The sequence below is a fragment of the Gilliamella sp. wkB171 genome (assembly GCF_001693755.1).
GTDB classification, from domain to species: Bacteria; Pseudomonadota; Gammaproteobacteria; order Enterobacterales; family Orbaceae; genus Gilliamella; species Gilliamella apicola_F.
This window is the reverse complement of sequence record NZ_LYST01000021.1, coordinates 33,082-50,340: the sequence shown is the minus strand read 5'-3', so window position 1 is coordinate 50,340 and position 17,259 is coordinate 33,082. Positions and strand designations below refer to the sequence as shown.

The 17,259-nt window shown below is 37.0% G+C and carries 16 protein-coding genes and 1 other annotated feature; of the genes, 6 read left to right on the top strand and 10 right to left on the bottom strand.

Annotated features, from left to right (window positions below; genetic code table 11):
• Window positions 1–263 precede the first annotated feature (263 nt).
• A complete protein-coding gene (locus tag A9G03_RS01865) occupies window positions 264–698 on the top strand; it encodes a PTS sugar transporter subunit IIA (RefSeq protein WP_065798278.1) in 435 nt (144 codons plus the stop codon).
• A complete protein-coding gene (locus A9G03_RS01860; RefSeq protein ID WP_065798277.1) occupies window positions 691–2,100 on the top strand; it encodes a PTS fructose transporter subunit IIC in 1,410 nt (469 codons plus the stop codon). Before A9G03_RS01865 ends, A9G03_RS01860 begins: the two co-directional genes overlap by 8 nt.
• Window positions 2,101–2,166: 66 nt before the next feature.
• Here A9G03_RS01860 and A9G03_RS01855 read toward each other — a convergent pair whose 3' ends face one another.
• Window positions 2,167–3,849 (bottom strand): amidohydrolase, encoded by a 1,683-nt coding sequence (locus A9G03_RS01855; RefSeq protein WP_065798276.1) that lies wholly within the window; start codon window positions 3,847–3,849, stop codon window positions 2,167–2,169.
• Window positions 3,850–3,997: 148 nt separating this feature from the next.
• Here A9G03_RS01855 and matP point away from each other — a divergent pair, with 148 nt between their 5' ends.
• From matP to cysB, 3 genes are all read left to right on the top strand, one after another.
• Window positions 3,998–4,462, top strand: a complete 465-nt coding sequence (matP, locus tag A9G03_RS01850; protein ID WP_065634669.1) for a macrodomain Ter protein MatP — start codon at window positions 3,998–4,000, stop codon at window positions 4,460–4,462.
• 30 nt (window positions 4,463–4,492) lie between these two features.
• Window positions 4,493–7,093, top strand: coding sequence for a type I DNA topoisomerase (gene topA, locus A9G03_RS01845; protein WP_065798275.1), 2,601 nt, complete (start codon window positions 4,493–4,495; stop codon window positions 7,091–7,093).
• 163 nt (window positions 7,094–7,256) lie between these two features.
• Window positions 7,257–8,228, top strand: coding sequence for an HTH-type transcriptional regulator CysB (gene cysB, locus A9G03_RS01840; protein ID WP_065798274.1), 972 nt, complete (start codon window positions 7,257–7,259; stop codon window positions 8,226–8,228).
• A gap of 88 nt (window positions 8,229–8,316) precedes the next feature.
• Here cysB and hisIE read toward each other — a convergent pair whose 3' ends face one another.
• From hisIE to A9G03_RS01795, 9 genes are all read right to left on the bottom strand, one after another.
• Window positions 8,317–8,946, bottom strand: a complete 630-nt coding sequence (gene hisIE / locus A9G03_RS01835) for a bifunctional phosphoribosyl-AMP cyclohydrolase/phosphoribosyl-ATP diphosphatase HisIE (protein ID WP_065798273.1) — start codon at window positions 8,944–8,946, stop codon at window positions 8,317–8,319.
• Window positions 8,940–9,716: an imidazole glycerol phosphate synthase subunit HisF gene (gene hisF, locus A9G03_RS01830; RefSeq protein ID WP_065798272.1), complete on the bottom strand. Its 777-nt coding sequence runs from the start codon at window positions 9,714–9,716 to the stop codon at window positions 8,940–8,942. Before hisF ends, hisIE begins: the two co-directional genes overlap by 7 nt.
• Entirely contained in the window at window positions 9,698–10,450 is a 753-nt protein-coding gene (gene hisA / locus A9G03_RS01825; RefSeq protein WP_065798271.1) for a 1-(5-phosphoribosyl)-5-[(5-phosphoribosylamino)methylideneamino]imidazole-4-carboxamide isomerase, read from the bottom strand. Before hisA ends, hisF begins: the two co-directional genes overlap by 19 nt.
• Before the next feature lie 2 nt (window positions 10,451–10,452).
• Window positions 10,453–11,040 carry an imidazole glycerol phosphate synthase subunit HisH gene (hisH, locus tag A9G03_RS01820; protein WP_065634642.1) on the bottom strand — a complete coding sequence of 196 codons (588 nt, stop codon included), beginning with the start codon at window positions 11,038–11,040 and terminating at the stop codon, window positions 10,453–10,455.
• The gene (hisB, locus tag A9G03_RS01815) at window positions 11,040–12,107 is read right to left on the bottom strand and encodes a bifunctional histidinol-phosphatase/imidazoleglycerol-phosphate dehydratase HisB (RefSeq protein WP_065798270.1); all 1,068 of its coding nucleotides are present in this window, start codon (window positions 12,105–12,107) and stop codon (window positions 11,040–11,042) included. The genes hisH and hisB overlap by 1 nt, the downstream gene beginning before the upstream one ends.
• A gap of 8 nt (window positions 12,108–12,115) precedes the next feature.
• Window positions 12,116–13,174 carry a histidinol-phosphate transaminase gene (hisC, locus tag A9G03_RS01810; protein WP_065634640.1) on the bottom strand — a complete coding sequence of 353 codons (1,059 nt, stop codon included), beginning with the start codon at window positions 13,172–13,174 and terminating at the stop codon, window positions 12,116–12,118.
• Window positions 13,175–13,189: 15 nt separating this feature from the next.
• Entirely contained in the window at window positions 13,190–14,485 is a 1,296-nt protein-coding gene (gene hisD / locus A9G03_RS01805) for a histidinol dehydrogenase (protein ID WP_065798269.1), read from the bottom strand.
• Between the two features lie 4 nt (window positions 14,486–14,489).
• The gene (gene hisG / locus A9G03_RS01800) at window positions 14,490–15,389 is read right to left on the bottom strand and encodes an ATP phosphoribosyltransferase (protein WP_065634638.1); all 900 of its coding nucleotides are present in this window, start codon (window positions 15,387–15,389) and stop codon (window positions 14,490–14,492) included.
• A 37-nt stretch (window positions 15,390–15,426) separates the two neighbouring features.
• Window positions 15,427–15,552, bottom strand: a sequence feature (His leader region).
• 191 nt (window positions 15,553–15,743) lie between these two features.
• On the bottom strand, window positions 15,744–16,136 hold the full coding sequence (locus A9G03_RS01795; RefSeq protein ID WP_065634637.1) for an Lrp/AsnC family transcriptional regulator: 393 nt from the start codon (window positions 16,134–16,136) through the stop codon (window positions 15,744–15,746).
• Window positions 16,137–16,243: 107 nt separating this feature from the next.
• On the opposite strand from A9G03_RS01795, the gene A9G03_RS01790 reads away from it, so the two are divergent.
• The gene (locus tag A9G03_RS01790) at window positions 16,244–16,795 is read left to right on the top strand and encodes a cysteine hydrolase family protein (protein ID WP_065798268.1); all 552 of its coding nucleotides are present in this window, start codon (window positions 16,244–16,246) and stop codon (window positions 16,793–16,795) included.
• The last annotated feature ends 464 nt before the right edge of the window (window positions 16,796–17,259 follow it).

Here is a 17,259-nt window from a genome sequence, read left to right as displayed (position 1 = left end):
TTATGCAAGCTAATTTTTAGTAAAAAGGTACTAAAGCGAGCGATTTATAGACTTTAACACACATTAGTCATTATTTTTAAGTTGTTTAGACTGGAATAGCTCGTTAAAACGTAAAATTGAATTATGCATATTTGTGATCTTGCTCTAACTCTTGAGAAGACAAAATTAGTGTCACTGAAAATATTTCATTGTATATTTAATACACATAAATGATAAAAATCAGTCGGTTTGAATATCTATATTTAATTAAAGAGGATCTGTTTATGCAGTCAATACCTGTTTTATCGGTTGAGCTTACCAGTGATATCGTTAATCAAAAATCATCGGTTATTCATTTAATGTCCGATGCTAGCCAAAACTATTTAACCAATGTAAAAACTTTTTTTGATGATGTCATGGCTCATGAGCAAGAGATGGAAACCGATGTGTTACCCGATGTTGCTTTGCCTCATGCCAAAAGTAGCGCAGTAAAAACGCCATTTATTGTGGTGGGAAAATATCTTGATGGCATCATTTGGAATAATGGTAACCAAGTGAAGTTGGTGATTTTGATTGGTGCACCAGAACATGCCGATAAGGCGCATTTAGCGATTATTGCGAAATTAGCGACTCATTTAGCTGATGATGATTTTATTGCAACTTTACTTAATAGTGATACCCAGTCATTAGTAGATAAAGTACGAGGTTTGTATGAATAATAGTGCTATTAACAAAAAGAAGATTGTTGCAATTTGTGCCTGTACTGCTGGTATGGCTCACACTTATATTGCTAAGCAAAAGATTGAAAATGAAGCCAAAAAACGGGGATGGAATTGTAAAGTCGAAACTCAAGGCGCTGCTGGTATTGATAATCCATTAACCGAACAAGATTTAAAAACAGCAGATGTGATTATATTAGCCACTGACATTTCAATTGAAAATGCCGAGCGGTTAGAACCGTATAAAAACGTCATTAAAGTAAGCACAGGCGAAGCCGTGAAAAATACGGTCAACATTTTTAATAATGCCGAACAAATGTCAACTAAAGTAGTAAAAGACAGTATTGGTAAAGAAATATTTCGTGCATTAAATACCGGAATCAGCAAATTTTTACCCGTTATTATTGCTTCAGGTATTCTTTTTTCGATTGTTTTAATGACAGGTGATGTAACCAACGATACGATTTTGCCAAGTAATCAGTTTTTTGCTGATTTACAGCAAGTAGCTATTTATGGGTTTGCTATGATGGTACCTGTGCTTGCAGCTTATATGGCGTATTCTATTGGCGGTAATGCGGCGTTAGCACCCGCGTTTATTATGGGTTATGTCGTCAATAATCCAATTGGCGCTAATCATGTCAGTACGGGGTTTATTGGCGCGATGATTTTTGGTATTTTGATTGGTTACTTTGTTAAATGGTTTAAAACCGTTAAAGTCCATCCTGTCATTGCATCAGTAATGCCTGTCATGATTATTCCAACAGTCACGATATTGGTGATGGCGCCCATTTATATTTATGGGCTATCTTATCCGCTAGATTGGTTCGTAAAAGTAATGGTTGCTACGTTAAAAGGCATGTCAGAAGTCAATGCAGCGTTTTTAGGCATAGGTATTGGTATTCTTGCTGCACTAGATATGGGGGGGCCATGTAGTAAAGCGGCAACGGCCTTTACTTTAGCAGCTATGGCGGAAGGTGTTTATGGACCAAATGGTGTGTTTCGTATGTGCTGTGCAATTCCACCATTAGGATTAGCTATTTCATCACTGATTATTTCTCGTTCTAAATACACTAAAGAAGAGAAAGAGTTTGGCATTACCGCTTTCTTTTTATCATTAGCCGGTATAACCGAAGGTGCAATCCCATTTGCCGCTAAAGATCCGAAACGTGTGATTATCGCTATTGTTGTCGGTACAGCAGTGGCAGGTATGTTAGGCATGATTAATGGTATTGAGTCATTAGTTGCGTTTGGTGGACTGGTTGCCTTGGGCGGCGTAACCAAAGGCGCAATGTGGTATGTTATTGATATGTTTATTGGCGCATTGATTATTGCTGCAATACTGCATTTTACTAAAAAGAAAGCAGTAGAAAGTGCAGAGCAAATTGAAATCGAAGCTGAATAATTGCTTATCACGACGCTACCGTTTTATTGGCGTCGTGATAAATAGCTCAACTTTTTAGATTAACAATTACGATGCTTGATATACCGTTTTACCACCAACGATAGTGGTTAATACTTTAACATTTTGTATATCAGTTGCCGGTATGGTAAATGGATTACGATCTAAAATGATTAGGTCGGCAAATTTACCTTTTTCGATTGAACCAATGTATTGCTCTTGCTTCAATATATAAGCAGCTCCAATAGTTGCACAACGCAGCACTTCTGTTACCGTTAAATTACGATCACTGTTTAAACGAGGATGGTCTGTATCTATTTGTCGGGTCATCGCCACTTGGAAATCGTACCATTCATTTAATGGATCGATTGGCCAATCACTACCAAATGCACAATTCACACCAGCATCGATATACTGGCCATGTGCTTCTAATCCATTATAACGTTCTGGACCAAAAAGCGTATGATATTGTTCAACCATTGTTGCGCTGCATCCAGCCCATTGGAATGAAAACACCACACAAGCTTTTAACTTTTGATAGCGTGCAAATTGATGCGCAGCACTCAGCTCATTGTGAGCAGTACTTGGTCTTATATCCGCATCAGGCAATGCTTTTCGCATTTTTTCAATAGCATTAAGTACCACTTCAATTGCACCTTCTCCTACTGTATGCATATGTGGGTGAAAGCCTGCTTTTGCTGATTCAAGGATTAACGCATCGAGCATTTCTGTTGAATAGTAAAGATCGCCGTAACGATCTTTTTCGTGTTCAAGTTGATAAGGTTTTAACAGCCGTGCTGTCATCAATGGTGCTTGCATAACACCATCAACAAACAATTTAGTATGCGAAATTTTAATACCTGGTTTCGGTTGCCAGTTTTTATCATCATAATGGTGAGCAAATTGCTTAACTTTGTCCAATAACAGCGGAATTTGATCTATTGAAGATACATCATCGGGTGGTAACTCATGTGCACCAAATAGGCGTATTGAAAGTGCGTCTTGTTGCTTAAGGGTCAAAAAAGCATCAGCAATGGTTTCGGTAATGCGAGCATCCATCACTGCCGTTACTCCTTGTTTATTCAATTCTGCTTGTGATAATTTTGCAATATTCACTGCTTGCTTATCGGTCAGTTTAGATATGCTGTCAAATGCACGCATCGCCGGTGCATCTTCTAAAATGCCATTAAGTTCGCCATTATTAGTTCGACCAATCTTACCATCTGATGGCTCAGGCGTATCTTTATTAAGACCAAATTTTTCTAATGCCAGACTATTGGCAACGAGTGTATGGCAATCATTTGAAAACAAAATTACCGGGCGCTGGGTATTAAGTTTATCGAGATCGAAACGTGTAATATCGGTACCTATTGGCAACACTTCTTGACGTAGCCATCCTCGTACTTGTAACCAATTTGTCTCATTATCGTTTGAGTCCTGATCTAAATATTTTTGAATAATAGCTAAAGTTTGGTCAACGGTTAAACTTTGATAATTTAAATTACAAGAAGAGAGCTGCATTCCACCCCAAAAAGTATGCAAATGTGCATCTATAAGACCGGGAATCATCGTTTTTCCTTGTAAATCGTAAACTGTCGTATTATTATCGACATACTGACTGCTATTTATTTGTTGCGTGCTCCCCGTTGCAATAATATAGCCATTTTCGATAGCAATAGCCTGACAAACACTGTCTTGTTTGTCTGCAGTATAAATATAGCCATTAATATAAATAACATCAGCTTTAGCCATTATTGGTGATTTCCTTAAATCAAGTTCTAAATAAAAGTGAACGATAGCAGATTTATAAAAAATTTGTCAAATGCAATAATTTTCTTTATTGTGTGATGAGATTATGCTACAACTACAACCTTTAGTTACAGCGTCACAAGGTGAACAGATGAAATATCAACAACTCGAAAACCTTGAATGTGGATGGAAATGGCACTATCTTGTGAAAAGGCATTTAGAAGGCGAATTGATTACTCGTTATATCGAAAAGAGTGCAGCTCAGCACGCCGTAAATGAATTATTACTTTTAGAACATAATCCAATAGGTGTTGTTGAATGGATAAAACAGCATTTAAACCCTGATTTAGATAATCGCATGAAGCAGACCATTCGTGCGAAACGAAAACGACATTTTAACGCTGAACAACAAAATACACGAAAAAAGTCTATTGATTTGGAATTTTTAGTTTGGCAACGTTTAGCTAATTTGGCAAAACGCCGAGGTTGCACGTTGTCGCAAACCATTACACAACTTATTGAGGATGCTGAGCAAAAAGAGCAATATGCAACGAAAGTATCGACAATAAAAGATGATTTACTGTCATTACTTGATGTGAAACAAGACAGTAAATAACGTAAATTACAGGATAAAATAGGTTTAATTATGGGAAAATCCCTTGTTATTGTGGAATCACCAGCCAAAGCAAAAACAATAAATAAATATCTTGGCAAAGATTTTGTGGTTAAATCAAGCGTAGGGCATATTCGCGATCTTCCAGTAAGTGGTAGTAGCAATCGAGTTGAAAAAACCACAAAAGATAAAGCTGAAAAAAAAGTAAAACGTTCCGAAAAACAGGTCTTAGTTGATCGTATGAGCGTTGATCCGTATAACGGTTGGAAAGCTCACTACGAAATTTTACCTGGTAAAGAGCGAGTTGTTGCAGAACTAAAAAAACTCGCTAAAGATGCCGATATGATCTACCTCGCAACCGACTTGGATAGAGAAGGGGAAGCGATTGCTTGGCATCTTAAAGATGTTATTGGTGGTGAAGATAGCAAATATCGTCGTGTAGTATTTAACGAAATTACCAAGACAGCAATCAAAAATGCGTTTAATCATCCTTCCATGCTAGATATGGATAGAGTTAATGCCCAGCAAGCTCGTCGATTTATGGATCGCGTTGTTGGTTTTATGCTATCACCTTTACTTTGGAAAAAAGTTGCCAGAGGATTATCAGCAGGTCGTGTTCAATCGGTTGCTGTTCGACTTGTGGTTGAACGCGAACGTGAAATTCACGCCTTTATTCCTGAAGAGTATTGGGATCTTTTTGCTGATTTAAGTACAGCAAACAACGAGCAACTAACTTTACAAGTTACTCATTATCAAGATGAAGCGTTTGAACCTAAAGATAAAGTCGCCATTGATATTGCACTTGCTGAATTAAACAACAGCCAATATCAAGTTACCAATATCGAAGAAAAACCAACTAAGAGTAATCCAACAGCGCCATTTATTACGTCAACTTTGCAACAAGCAGCCAGTACACGCTTAGGTTTTGGCGTCAAAAAAACGATGATGCTTGCGCAGCGTCTTTATGAAGCTGGTTATATTACCTACATGCGTACCGATTCGACTAATTTAAGCCAAGATGCATTATCCATGGTACGTGAGTATATTGGCAAAAATTTTGGTGATAAATATTTGCCTAAATCGCCAAATGTTTACAGTAGCAAGAAGAACTCTCAAGAGGCGCACGAAGCAATTCGCCCATCAGACGTTAAATTACTGGCGGATAATATTAGTGATGTCGAAGCTGATGCTTGTAAACTTTATCAATTGATTTGGCGTCAATTTGTTGCCTGTCAAATGACTTCTGCCGAATATAACTCGACAACAATTACTGTTAAATCTGGTGATTTCTTATTAAAAGCTAAAGGACGTACCTTACGTTTTGATGGTTGGACTAAAGTGCAACCGCAATTGGCTAAAAATAATGATGATAAAATTTTACCTGCGGTATCAATTAATGATAAGTTGGACCTGATTACGCTTAATCCTAATCAGCATTTTACTAAACCACCAGCACGTTATAATGAAGCTTCATTAGTCAAAGAGTTAGAAAAACGTGAAATAGGCCGCCCATCGACTTATGCAACGATTATTTCGACCATTCAAGATCGTGGTTATGTGCGTTTAGATAATCGTCGCTTTTATGCCGAAAAAATTGGTGAAATTGTTACTGATCGTTTGAATGAAAATTTCAATGATCTCATGAGTTATGACTTTACCGCTCGTATGGAAGATGCACTCGATCAGATTGCTAATAAAAAACAAGAGTGGCGAGAAGTGCTCGATCAGTTTTTTAGTGATTTTAGTAAACATCTTGAAGTGGCAGAGCAATCTCCTGATAAAGGAGGTATGCAACTTAATCCTTTGGTGCTCACCCCTGAAATTAAGTGTCCTCATTGTGGGCGTGAAATGGGCATTAAAACAGCAGGAACGGGCGTATTTTTGGCGTGTTCAGGCTATGCACTACCGCCTAAAGAGCGTTGTAAACAAACGATTAATTTAATTCCAGAGCACGAAACTCTTAATATTTTAGAAGAGTCGGAAACCGCTGAAACCGATGCATTAAGAGCCCGTAAGCGTTGTCCAAAATGTCATACCGCAATGGATAGCTATTTACTTGATAATGAGCGTAAATTACATATTTGTGGTAATAACCCAATTTGTGATGGTTTTATTGTTGAAAAAGGTCACTTTAAAGTAAAAAGTTATGAAGGTCCGATTATTGAATGTGAAAAATGTGGATCTGAGATGCATTTAAAATCAGGGCGTTTTGGGTTATATATGGGCTGTACTAATCCTGATTGTAAAAATACCCGTAAAATTTTAAAAAATGGTGATGTTGCGCCCCCTAAAGAAGATCCAGTCGATCTGCCTGAACTTAAATGTAGCAAATCTGACGCTCATTTTGTATTACGTGATGGCGCATCAGGTATCTTTTTGGCTGCACATAATTTTCCAAAATCAAGAGAAACGCGCGCACCATTGATTGAAGAGTTACAACGTTTTAAAGATCGGTTGCCTGAAAAGTTTATCTATTTGACGCAAGCACCGAATAAAGATCCGGATGGTAATCCTGCCATTGTTCGTTTCAGTCGTAAAAGCAAACAACAATATGTCACATCTGAAGTCAATGGAAAATCGACAGGTTGGGTGATGCAATACGTTGACGGTCAATGGATAAAGAGTAAAAAATAGGTAACAAAACCTGATATGTTTACCAAGTTGTTTTAGGTAATGCATGCGTTTTAGTATAAAAGTGAGTTTAAGTTTGTGCTAAAGTGTGAAAGGAGTTATTTTGTCCCTTTACCTCTTTGTTAATCAAAAGGGTGAAGGGAATAAAAAGAAAGGAACCTTTGTCATGAAATTGCAACAACTGCGTTATATAGTTGAGGTTGTTAATAATGATCTCAACGTATCGTTAACATCGGAAAAACTGTATACTTCACAGCCCGGTATTAGTAAACAGATTAAGTTATTAGAAGATGAACTTGGTGTGCAAATTTTTACCCGCGTCGGCAAGCACCTTTCCGAAGTCACTGATGTTGGCGAACAGATTATAAGTTTGGCAAGAGAAATTCTAAATAAATCCAATGATATTAAAATTGTTGCCAAAGAGTATAGTCAGCCAAATCAGGGTACCTTGACCATCACCACTACTTATACACAAGCTCGTTATACACTTCCGGTTGTCATTCAGCAGTTCATGAAACAATATCCCAATATTACGTTACATATGGAGCAGGGATCATCACCACAATGTCTATTGCAAGCGCAAACAGGACAAGCAGATTTTGCTATTGTGACGGATCTATCTCAATTAACTGAAGATATGATTGCACTGCCTTGTTACCACTGGAATCAGGCTGTTATTGTTATGAAAGATCATCCTTTAGCAAAAAGTAGTTTGATTTCGATTGCTGAGTTATCTAAATACCCATTAGTCAGTTATGATTTTTCGAATGATGGGTCTGATTTGAATCAGGCTTTTAATAAAGCTAATCAATCACCTAATATTGTATTTAGTACAACGGATGCCGATTTGATTAAAACCTATGTTAAATTGGGGGTTGGTGTTGGCATTGTTGCCAAAATGGCAGTCAGTCAAAATGTGGATAATGATTTTGTGGTACTGAGTGCAGGGCATATCTTTCCTTATAGTACAACGTATATTGCATTTTCACGTTCACTGTTTTTGCGCAGTTACATGTATGATTTTATACAGCAATTTTCTCCACATTTAAATAAATCAACCGTAGATCGTCTTATTTTGTGCGAAAATAACGTTGATGTTCAAACCATGTTTAATGGGGTGAAATTACCGATTCGTTAATAAGATTGAAATAATAGCGCTATCTGTTTAAGTCAGTATTAATGAGATCAAATAAAGTGCGAAATAATTCGCACTTTTTCGTTTAGCACTATTTTTTATGGCGTGCTTTTAAAATACCTATCACATCTTGTAGTGATAGATTTTGATCTTGTAATAAGACGAGTAAATGGTAAACCAAATCGGCTGATTCATTTTTTAACTCTTCTTTATCATGAACGGTAGCCGCTAAAGCAGTTTCAACGCCTTCTTCACCTACTTTTTGTGCAATGCGTTTTGTTCCATCATGATATAATTTAGCTGTATAGGATGATTTTGGATCAGCACTTTTACGCGCTGCAAGCAGCTGTTCTAGTTCGAATAAAAATCCCCATGTCGTTTGTGCCTGAGCAAAACAGCTGTTAGTACCTGTGTGACAAGTTGGACCAACAGGATCAACTAAAATGAGTAATGTATCGTTATCACAATCTGTTGAAATACTTTTTACATTTAAAAAATTGCCAGATGTTTCACCTTTAGTCCATAGACGCTGTTTAGTGCGTGAATAAAAGGTTACTTTGCCACTATTTTGTGTTTGTGTTAGTGCATCTTGATTCATATAGCCAAGCATTAAGACATCACCCGAGACATAATGTTGGATGATAACAGGCATTAAATTATCCACTTTTTGCCAATCAAGTTTGCTTAAGTCTAATTTTGTATCGGAATTTGGAATTAGCATAATCGAATTTCTACCCCATGTTGAGCTAAATACTGTTTAAGTTCACCAATATTGATAATTTGTTTATGAAAAACGGAAGCGGCTAAAGCGCCATCGACATTTGCGTCCCTGAACGCTTGTAAAAAATGTGCCATTGTGCCTGCGCCACCTGAGGCGATTAAAGGTACATGACAAACATCACGCACAGCTTGTAATTGTGTCAAATCATAACCATTACGCACACCATCTTGGTTCATCATATTCAATACGATTTCACCAGCACCGCGTTTTTGTACCTCTTTTACCCAATCTAAGGTATTCCATTTGGTCGCAACTGTACGCTTTTCATCACCTGTAAATTGATAAACATGATAATTTTGAGATTGTTGGTCATACCAAGTATCAACCCCAACAACAATACATTGCACACCATAACAATCTGCTAATTCAGTAATTAAATCTGGATTAGCTAATGCCGGTGAGTTGATCGAAATTTTATCGGCACCAAATGTTAATATCTGTCCTGCATCTTCAACCGTTTTTATCCCTCCAGCAACGCAAAAAGGAATATCAATAACTTCTGCAACTTTTGCCACCCAACTTTTATCAACAACTCGACCATCAGATGAGGCTGTAATATCATAAAATACCAGCTCGTCAGCGCCTTCTTCGGCATATCTTTTAGCTAAAGGTACGATATCACCAATAATTTCGTGATTGCGAAACTGTACACCTTTTACCACTTGACCATCACGAACATCTAAACAAGGGATTATCCTTTTTGCCAGCATGAAATTGCCTCCTGAACTGTAAATTTACCTTCAAGTAATGCTCGCCCAACAATTACGCCTGCTACACCACTGTTTTGTAATGCTTTAACATCGTCTAATTGACCAATACCACCTGAGGCTTGAAACTCGATTTGTGGGTATTTTTGGCTGATTTCTTGGTATAACTCAACATTTGAACCGCTTAAGGTTCCGTCTTTTGAAATATCGGTACACAATACGTGCTTTAAACCAAAAGGTAGATAATTATCAATAACCTGCTCCAGTTTTTGCTTTGAGTCCTCTTGCCAGCCATGTATTGCAATGTATTTATCACCTTGGCTGTCAATTCGTACATCGAGTGCCAATACCAAAGCTTCAGGACCATAATGCTCAAACCACTGTTTAACCATTTCTGGTTGCGTTATTGCTGTCGAGCCGATAACCACCCGTGTAGCCCCGGCAGCGAGTAGGGCTTTGACATCTTCTTGTGTGCGAATGCCACCTCCGATTTGTACCGGTACGTTAACGCCACTTATTAACGTTTTAATCAATGCTATCTGCCGTGCGTTTGGATCTTTGGCGCCGGTTAAATCAACAAGATGTAGTAATTTTGCACCTTGCTTTTCATAAGACTGTAACCGAGTTAAAGGGTCGTTACCGTAATTGCGTTTTTGCTCATAATCCCCTTGATGTAAACGGACAACTGAACCATCGATTAAATCAAGTGCCGGTATAATATTTGGAAATGTTGACATTGTTATATCTCCAAAAAGTTTTTTAGCAAAGTTGCACCGACCGAGCCAGAACGCTCGGGATGAAACTGTACGCCGTAAAAGTTGTCTTTTTGTACGGCAGCGGTAAAGCTTTCGCCGTAATTGGTTTCTGCAATAGTTGCTGAGCATAATGGCATCGCGTATCCATGTACAAAATAAAAATAAGCACCATCTGGAATATCACGAAACAGATGATGTCCGGCTTTAGGATAGACTTGATTCCATCCCATATGAGGTAGAGGTAATCCGCGATCAGGTATTTCAGTTACTGTTTCATGGATAATACCTAAAGTATGAACATGTCCTTCATGGCTAAAATCAGCTAAAAGTTGCATACCAAGGCAAATACCTAATACTGGTTGGGTGCAAACTTTAATGAGATCAATTAAATCACGATCTTTGAGTTTTTGCATTGCTGATGAAGCCGAGCCGACACCAGGTAAAAGCAGTTTATCTGAATTAAGTACCACATTAGGATCAAGACTGATTATCGATTTATAACCTAATCGATCTATGGCATATTTTACTGATGAAAGGTTAGCACAACCGGTATCTAAAATGACAATATTCATTACAGGACTCCTTTTGAGCTTGGTAATCTGTCACTTTCAATCTTAATAGCTTGTTTTAATGTTCTGGCAAAAGCTTTAAACAAGCTTTCTACTTTATGATGATCGTTAACACCTTCAGTTTCGATATGTAAAGTAATTGCCATTGCATAACTTAGTGAGTAAAAAAAGTGTTCAACCATTTGAGTACTCATATCGCCAACTTTTGGTGTAGTAAAATGTGCTGAGAAAACAAGATATGGTCGGCCCGAGATATCCATCGCGCATTTTGCTAAACATTCATCCATTGGAATGACTGAAGCATAACGTGTAATACCCCGTTTATCACCCAAAGCTTTTTTTAAAGCTTCGCCTAAGGCAAGTCCAGTATCTTCAATAGTATGATGATCGTCAACATGTAAATCACCTTTTACTTGAATATTGAGTTTAATTCCGCCATGCGTCGCTATTTGATCTAACATATGGTCAAAAAAACCAATACCGGTGTTGATTTGACTACCACCTTGACGATCAAGCCAGACTTCAACTAATATTTTAGTTTCCTTAGTATTACGTTCAACTTTAGCATAACGATCAGCTGTGGTTAGCCTTTGGGCTATTTCAGTCCAATTAAGTGTTTCGGGATTATAGTGCAATCCTTTTATTTGCATATTTTCGGCAAGTTGCATGTCGGTAAGTCTGTCACCAATTACATAACTATGCTCTTTATCTAATTTGCCACTGGTAAGATAAGGAAGAACCAGTTGTATTTTAGGTTTACGACACTGACAATTATCTTCAGGGAAATGAGGGCAGATCAAGACTTCTTCGAAGTTTACTCCTTGTGATGTAAATATTTGCATCATTAAATTATGCGGTCCATCAAAATCTTGTTGCGGATAACTTTTAGTGCCAAGTCCGTCTTGATTTGTGACCATGACTAATTTATAGCCTGCTGATTGGAGTTTAAGTAGGGCAGGAATAACATTAGGTTCAAAAGCCAATTTTTCAAAACGATCGACTTGAAAGTCAATAGGTGGTTCGGTAATTAATGTACCATCACGATCAATAAATAAATATTTTTGTAACATTATTGCTCCTATTTTATCGCTTTGAGTGCTGATATTACAGCTTCACATTCGGCTTGTGTGCCAATAGATATTCGAATAATATTTTTTTGTCCAATGGATTTGCTTTGATCTCGCAAAATGATACCTTGATTCCAAAGGATGTTAAATACATCTTTATCATCTTGGAATTTAACACATAAATAATTAGATCGACTAGGATAAACTTTTTCTACAATCGATAATTGATTCAGTGCGTTTGCAAATTTTTCTTTTTGGTTATTGAGATTGATAACGTGAAGTTTCATGGTATTTATGCCGTCTTTACTTAAAGCTTGAGCGGCAATGTCTGCTACTGGGGTGGCTAACGGATAGGGAGCAATGACCTTTTGTAAAGCATCGATCACCGGTTTATTAGCGATGGTAAACCCGCAGCGTAATCCTGCCAAAGCAAATGCTTTAGATAAAGTCCGTAAAATCACTAAATGTGGATAGGTAGCTAACCATTTGATTACAGAAGATTCAGGTGAAAACTCGATATAAGCCTCATCAATGACAACCAGCGCACGGTCTTTTGCCATATTAAGTAATGATTTAATATCATCAGGATTAATTAAGTTGCCAGTTGGATTATTTGGTGAACAGACATAAATTAATTTTACGCTATCAAGATTTTGTTTAATTGCGTCAAGATCGAGTTGCCAATCTGCTTTAGTAGGGACTGTTTTGGTTTGAATTCCGAGTGTTTCAGCGCTAACTTGATACATACCATAAGTTGGCGGGCAATATAAAATACTATCTTGTTTTGGCTCACAAAATGCTCGCATTAAAAGTTCAATCGCTTCATCTGCCCCTCGACTGACAATTAATTGTTCATTAGTGACTCCTGCATACTGCGCATATCGGCTAATTACCTGTTCAGGTTGTGGTTCTGGATAGCGATTTAAGGTTTGTTCAGTTAATTCAAAATGAGGCGCAACAGGGTATTCGTTAGCGTTAAGCCATACATCACCTTTACCACCAATACGACGGGCGGATTGATATGGGGTCAGTTTTTGCACATTCTTTCTGACTAGTTGATTAATGTCCATTGTTTATCCCTAATTTTACTTGGTTGTATTTAGTGTCGCTAATCGTAAACTAACAGCTTGTTTATGAGCGGTAAGCTGCTCTGCTTCTGCCATGAGTTCAACAGCATGGCCAATTTCTTTCAACCCTTCTTTAGTGAGTTTTTGCACTGTCATGCGTTTTTGAAAATCAGCCAGTCCAAGGCTTGAGTAAGTTGCTGTGTAACCATAAGTGGGTAGTACGTGGTTGGTACCCGATGCATAATCACCAGCAGATTCCGGCGACCAATCACCTAAAAAGATTGATCCAGCACTGTTTATTTTATCAACTAAGTCATCTGCATTTCGGGTTTGTATAATTAAGTGTTCTGGCCCATAGCGATTACTAATTGTTACACATTCTTCTAAATCTTTAGTCACAATCAAACGGCTTTCTTGTAAAGCTTTTTGGGCGATCTCATGTCGTGATAATGTACTAAGTTGTTTGTCCACTTCAGTGGATACTGCTTGTGCGATTTTTTCATCAGGGGTAAGCAAAACCACTTGTGAATCCGGGCCATGCTCTGCTTGAGATAATAGATCGGCTGCGATAAAGGCTGGATTAGCCAAACTATCAGCAATAACTAAAACCTCAGAAGGGCCTGCTGGCATATCAATAGCAGCACCATCAAGGCGTTGACTCACTTGGCGTTTAGCTTCGGTCACAAAAGCATTACCGGGTCCAAAAAGTTTATCAACTTTAGGGACTGATTCTGTGCCAAATGCCATTGCCGCGATAGCTTGGGCTCCACCTAATTGATAAATTTCACTTATGCCACAAAGTTCAGCAGCATATAAAATTTCGTCAGCGATTGGGGGGGGCGAACATAAAATTACTTTACGACATCCGGCAATTTTTGCTGGAGTGGCCAACATTAATACCGTTGAAAATAAGGGGGCTGAACCACCTGGAATGTATAACCCTACTGAATCAATGGGTCGAGTGACTAGTTGACATTTTATGCCTGGCATCGTTTCAACATTGATGACAGGTTTAACTTGGGCTTGATGGAACTTTTTGATATTTGATACAGCTAACTGCATGGCTTGTTTCAGTTCTTGATTCACTCGAGCAGTTGCCGCTTTTATTTCAGCTTCAGTTAATTTTATTTGTTTAATTTGGACTTTATCAAATTTATTACTAAGTGCTATTAGCGCCTTATCACCGTCTTGTTTTACTTGTTCTAAAATTGTCGTAACAGCTTGACTGATAGTATCTGATGCAGCAATGGCAGGTCGCATGAGTAGTGCTTGCTGTTGTTTATCTGAACATTGTTGCCAATATGAGATTTTCATTTTATTACTCCATCATTTTTTCAATTGGTAATACCAGAATAGAGCTGGCGCCTAATGCTTTTAGTTTTTCCATGGTTTCCCAAAACAGTGACTCACTGCTAACCATGTGCAACGCAACTCGATTTTGTTCGCCCGTCAACGGGAGGATTGTTGGATTTTCCGCACCAGGTAACAGGGCGACAACTTGGTCTAACACTTCAGTTGGAGCATGTAACATTATATATTTTGATTCTCGTGCTTGAATAACACCTTGAATGCGTGTCATTATTTTATCGATTAAGGCTTGTTTGACTTGTGGCATTTCACCTTGTCGCTGAATCAGGCACGCTTTAGATTGGTAAATAATTTCAATTTCTTGTAAACCGTTAGCTTCTAATGTGGCGCCACTAGAGACAAGATCGCAAATCACATCGGCAAGCCCAGCGCGTGGTGCGACTTCGACCGAACCATTTAGCAAGCAAGTTTTAAAGTTGACGTTGTACTGAGATAGATAACGACGCAATAAGTGTGGGTAAGTAGTGGCAATTCGCAAATCATTTAAACATTCAGGACCAGTATAGTCAAAATCACGCGGCGCGGCGATTGATAAACGGCAGCCCCCAAAATCTAAACGACGTAATTTTTTATATTGTGGATTTTCACCTTCTGCTTGACGGTCGAGTACTTCTTCCTCTAAAACGTTTTCACCAACAATACCAATATCTACGACTCCATCAATTACCAAACCAGGTATATCGTCATCACGAACACGTAAAATATCAATTGGCATATTTTCAGCAAAAGCAATTAGACGTTGTTCTTGAAGATTAATTTTAATACCACACTGTGCAAGCAATTTTTTTGACTCATCACTTAAGCGTCCCGATTTCTGCATAGCAATGCGTAAACGTGAATTATCCAACATATTTATTCTCCAACTTAACCAAAATTTATCAACTAAAAACAAAAAACCCTCGGAAGTTTGATCTTCCGAGGGTTTTCTATTTGCTTTTGCGTTATCACCGGAAGATCAAATGTCTTCCAGCACCTATCGCCCGAAGACTATTCAGGAATGATGATGGTGATGATGTTTAATAACTAAAGCGCAAAAACAATTCATAAAATAAACCAATAATTTAATTGACTATAAAAACTGTTGTACAAAATATAACAGTTTTTGCTTACTGGCAACTGTTTTTTTAGTTTTGATCAAAAAAATCTAAAAAAAATTTACTTTAAGGTCGATTTGACATGTTTAGTGTGAATAAACATGACCATTTTATATAATATTTTTTAGCTGGTGACTGACCTTATAACGACAAAAATATTCTAATTTTTCTAAAAAAGTTGTTAGTGCTTGGGTATCAAAACAACTTTTTATAAAATAACAGCCATCTCCAGTAATTTTATAAAATTCAATTATTTCGTGATAAGATTTAATTAGCTGCTCGAAAGATTCAAATTGATTCGTGTTCATGTAAATAGTGATGAATTGCAGATGTTTGGTTTTTTCTTTGATTGTAAATTTTTCAATGATACCTTTAATTTGTAACTCTACTACTCGTTGACCTACTGCTTGACCAGACAGATAGATTTTTTCACCAATCTCTTTCCAGGATTGTCGACTGTTATTTTTAAGTTCATTTAAAATAGCTCGATCTTTTTTATCCATTTTTTCACGCTGAAAGTTAATTTATCTAAATGCTTTCAATACACTATGTTCGGCAATGACAAATTATCGCATAATTTAGTTGTATAAAACAATGACAGGAGAAAACAGTGAAACAAGGATTAGTAATTATTGATGTACAAAATGACTATTTTCCGCAAGGTAAATTTACATTAGTTGATACTGAACGTGTTCTAAACAACATCTTAACAATACAAAAATATTTTACCGAAAATGGCTTACCCATTTTTTATATTCAACATATTAAATTAGATCCTAATGCAACTTTTTTTGCCAAAGGGAGTCATGGTGCCGAAATTCACCCAGATTTGCTAGCTTCGAGCAATCAATATAAGCAAATTATACAAAAGTCTTATCCAAATAGTTTTTTTCAAACCGATTTACAACAAAAATTACAGCAGCAAAATGTTAAACAATTAGTTATTTGTGGCATGATGAGTCATATGTGTATTGACTCCACGACACGTTGTGCCAGCGAATTAGGTTATCAACCAATATTGATTGATGATGCTTGTACTACTCGGGATCTTGAGTTCAATGGTGAATTGATACCGGCTAAAACTGTCCATAACAGTTTTATGTCTGCTTTAATGAATTTTGCATCTGTAATGAGTTGTAAAAAGTTTATTCAGATTAGTTAAAGTTATAGAATAAATAATCATTAAATCGATTCTTTTGATGCTTCTATTGAATTTTATTGTTTATTTGCAATGTGATATAATTTAACTATATGAAAATAGGTTATTTGTTATAAGAATTAGTCATGTTGCATCCTTCAGATCATACCGATAGCTATATATTTGTATGGTTATTTATGTTTCCTTTCTTTTATTTACCGTATTTAAGTGCTTTTTTGTTTTTTGGGATTAGATATCATTGGTTTGTTAAATATTGTTTAGTCATTTTTATTGGTTTAATTTACTTTGACATGTTTGATTATATCTATATGGATATTGGTGTGATGGTATTAGTACTGTTATCCATTTTTACTATTCTTTTTCCGATCATAATTCGATACCATCGTGCTCACAGGTTAAATAAATCTAATAACTATAAAGTTGATTTGTATCGTTGTACTCAAGTTGCGACATTAATTATCATTGGA

What these genes read in the sequence shown, in the direction of transcription:
- A9G03_RS01865 (WP_065798278.1), top strand. Translation starts at nt 264, where the DNA reads ATGCAGTCAATACCTGTTTTATCGGTTGAGCTTACCAGTGATATCGTT.
- A9G03_RS01860 (WP_065798277.1), top strand. Translation starts at nt 691, where the DNA reads ATGAATAATAGTGCTATTAACAAAAAGAAGATTGTTGCAATTTGTGCC.
- A9G03_RS01855 (WP_065798276.1), bottom strand. Translation starts at nt 3,849, where the DNA reads ATGGCTAAAGCTGATGTTATTTATATTAATGGCTATATTTATACTGCA.
- matP (WP_065634669.1), top strand. Translation starts at nt 3,998, where the DNA reads ATGAAATATCAACAACTCGAAAACCTTGAATGTGGATGGAAATGGCAC.
- topA (WP_065798275.1), top strand. Translation starts at nt 4,493, where the DNA reads ATGGGAAAATCCCTTGTTATTGTGGAATCACCAGCCAAAGCAAAAACA.
- cysB (WP_065798274.1), top strand. Translation starts at nt 7,257, where the DNA reads ATGAAATTGCAACAACTGCGTTATATAGTTGAGGTTGTTAATAATGAT.
- hisIE (WP_065798273.1), bottom strand. Translation starts at nt 8,946, where the DNA reads ATGCTAATTCCAAATTCCGATACAAAATTAGACTTAAGCAAACTTGAT.
- hisF (WP_065798272.1), bottom strand. Translation starts at nt 9,716, where the DNA reads ATGCTGGCAAAAAGGATAATCCCTTGTTTAGATGTTCGTGATGGTCAA.
- hisA (WP_065798271.1), bottom strand. Translation starts at nt 10,450, where the DNA reads ATGTCAACATTTCCAAATATTATACCGGCACTTGATTTAATCGATGGT.
- hisH (WP_065634642.1), bottom strand. Translation starts at nt 11,040, where the DNA reads ATGAATATTGTCATTTTAGATACCGGTTGTGCTAACCTTTCATCAGTA.
- hisB (WP_065798270.1), bottom strand. Translation starts at nt 12,107, where the DNA reads ATGTTACAAAAATATTTATTTATTGATCGTGATGGTACATTAATTACC.
- hisC (WP_065634640.1), bottom strand. Translation starts at nt 13,174, where the DNA reads ATGGACATTAATCAACTAGTCAGAAAGAATGTGCAAAAACTGACCCCA.
- hisD (WP_065798269.1), bottom strand. Translation starts at nt 14,485, where the DNA reads ATGAAAATCTCATATTGGCAACAATGTTCAGATAAACAACAGCAAGCA.
- hisG (WP_065634638.1), bottom strand. Translation starts at nt 15,389, where the DNA reads ATGTTGGATAATTCACGTTTACGCATTGCTATGCAGAAATCGGGACGC.
- A9G03_RS01795 (WP_065634637.1), bottom strand. Translation starts at nt 16,136, where the DNA reads ATGGATAAAAAAGATCGAGCTATTTTAAATGAACTTAAAAATAACAGT.